Raw genomic sequence first — 1,661 nt, forward strand, 5'->3', positions numbered from 1 at the left:
CCTCGATCCACCGTGTGAATTCTGATCACGGGTGTCGGGCGGTTTCCGGGTGTTTCTTCGGGATGCGGGCAGCGGTGATCGCCGGGTGGCCGTCCGGTGCGGGGTCTCCGAGATCTTTCGGGTCGTGGGCGGGCAGGGCGGTCGCGCGGGTCAGGTGACCATGCGCTGTCCGGTCGCCGTCCACAGGTCGGTGAAGTCGTCTTCCCAGCGCCAGTGTTGGGGCAGGTGGAGGGTGAGGCGGCGGGCGCCGGTGGCGATCCGGGCGGGGATGTTGATCAGGTGGCGGCGGATGGTGCCGGTCCGTGCTTTGGCGTGGAAGACGGAGGCGAGGTGGCCGGCCGCGCGGGTGAGGTTGTAGGCGGTGGCTGCGAGGGTGAGCCAGGCGGCGTTCGCGGTGAACTTCCCCGACGGCAGGTGGGCCAGCGCGGAGTCTTCCAGGTCGGCGAAGACCTGCTCGACCTGGGCGTGTTCGCGGTGCATGGGTTCGGCCTGGGCCAGGACGAACGGGCTGTCGGTGAAGATGACGTGGTGGCGCCAGACGCCGAACAGCTCGGCCTGCCCCTCGGGCACGCTCTTGGGGTTCAGGCGCTTCACCCGGCGCACAATCAGCCGGGCGGTGGCGTGAAACGCCTTCTTCTTGCTGGTGAACGCGGTGAAGGGGACCTCGGCGATCTCGGCGTCGGAGACCCAGCGTTCCTCCTCGGCGTCCCAGACGGCGGCGGCGTACTTGACCGGCGCCCAGGCGTCCTCGGCGATGTGTGCGATGGCCTCACGGATCTTCTTCCTGACCGCGACCGCGAGCGAGAACCGTGCGCCGGCCTTGCGGCACACGTCGACGACCTTGTGGGAGAAGTACGCCGAGTCGGCGCGGACGATGATCTGCGCGGTGATGCCCATCGCCCGCACTGTGGCCAGCGCCTCGCGCAGCAGACTCGCCGCGCCCTTCCCGGAGTTGGCCGAGCCCTTGCGCAGCCTCGTTGCCACGATGACGGGCGCGCAGGTACCGGTCTTCACCGTGACGATCTGGAAGTGCAGGCCGCGCTGTTTGGTGTAGCCGAAGGAGGCGCCCTGCTTGGCCGGGCCGTAGACCTGCTTGACCTTGGAGTCGATGTCCACGAACACCACCTCGTCCCCGGTGGGGACCAGTCCGGTATGCGCGGCGAGGTTGCAGGTGAACGCCCGTGTTGCGGACTCCAGTTGGCGCACATGCCCCCAGGTGAACGCGCGCAGGAACGTGCCCAGCGTGGACGGAGCGCGCACCCCGCCGAACAACCGGCCCAGCCCACCATGACGCAGGATGTCCAGGTCGTCGATGCTGTCCGCCCCGGCCGCCATCCCGCCCACAATGCTCATGACCTTCGCCTCGGCGGCCGTCCCGGCGCCGTTCTTCGCACCGGTCAACTTCACCTTCGCGGCCACCAGAGCGGCCAGCCCGCACCGCTCGGCCAGCCGGATCGTGGGGACCAGCCCGGCATGTGCGATCAGGTCGGCGTCGTCGAACGCGGCGAAAAGCTCCGCGCGCCTGTGGGAGACTTTCACTTCAGAGGTGCCTTGCCAATCGTGCGTGGTGGAAGCGTAGGAACTCCCATCATCGCAGGTCAGCGGGCACCTCTTCCTATTTCTCCGTCCACAGGCCGATCATCACGCGGTGGATCGAGGCT

Annotated in this window: 1 protein-coding gene; it reads right to left on the reverse strand. The window is 68.6% G+C overall.

The features are described 5' to 3' along the window. Positions 1 to 150 precede the first annotated feature (150 nt). A complete protein-coding gene (locus I8N67_RS41360; protein WP_200309462.1) occupies positions 151 to 1,539 on the reverse strand; it encodes an IS1380 family transposase in 1,389 nt (462 codons plus the stop codon). Between the last annotated feature and the right edge of the window lie 122 nt (positions 1,540 to 1,661).

The organism is Streptomyces adelaidensis, assembly GCF_016598475.1.
Classification (GTDB): domain Bacteria; phylum Actinomycetota; class Actinomycetes; order Streptomycetales; family Streptomycetaceae; genus Streptomyces; species Streptomyces adelaidensis.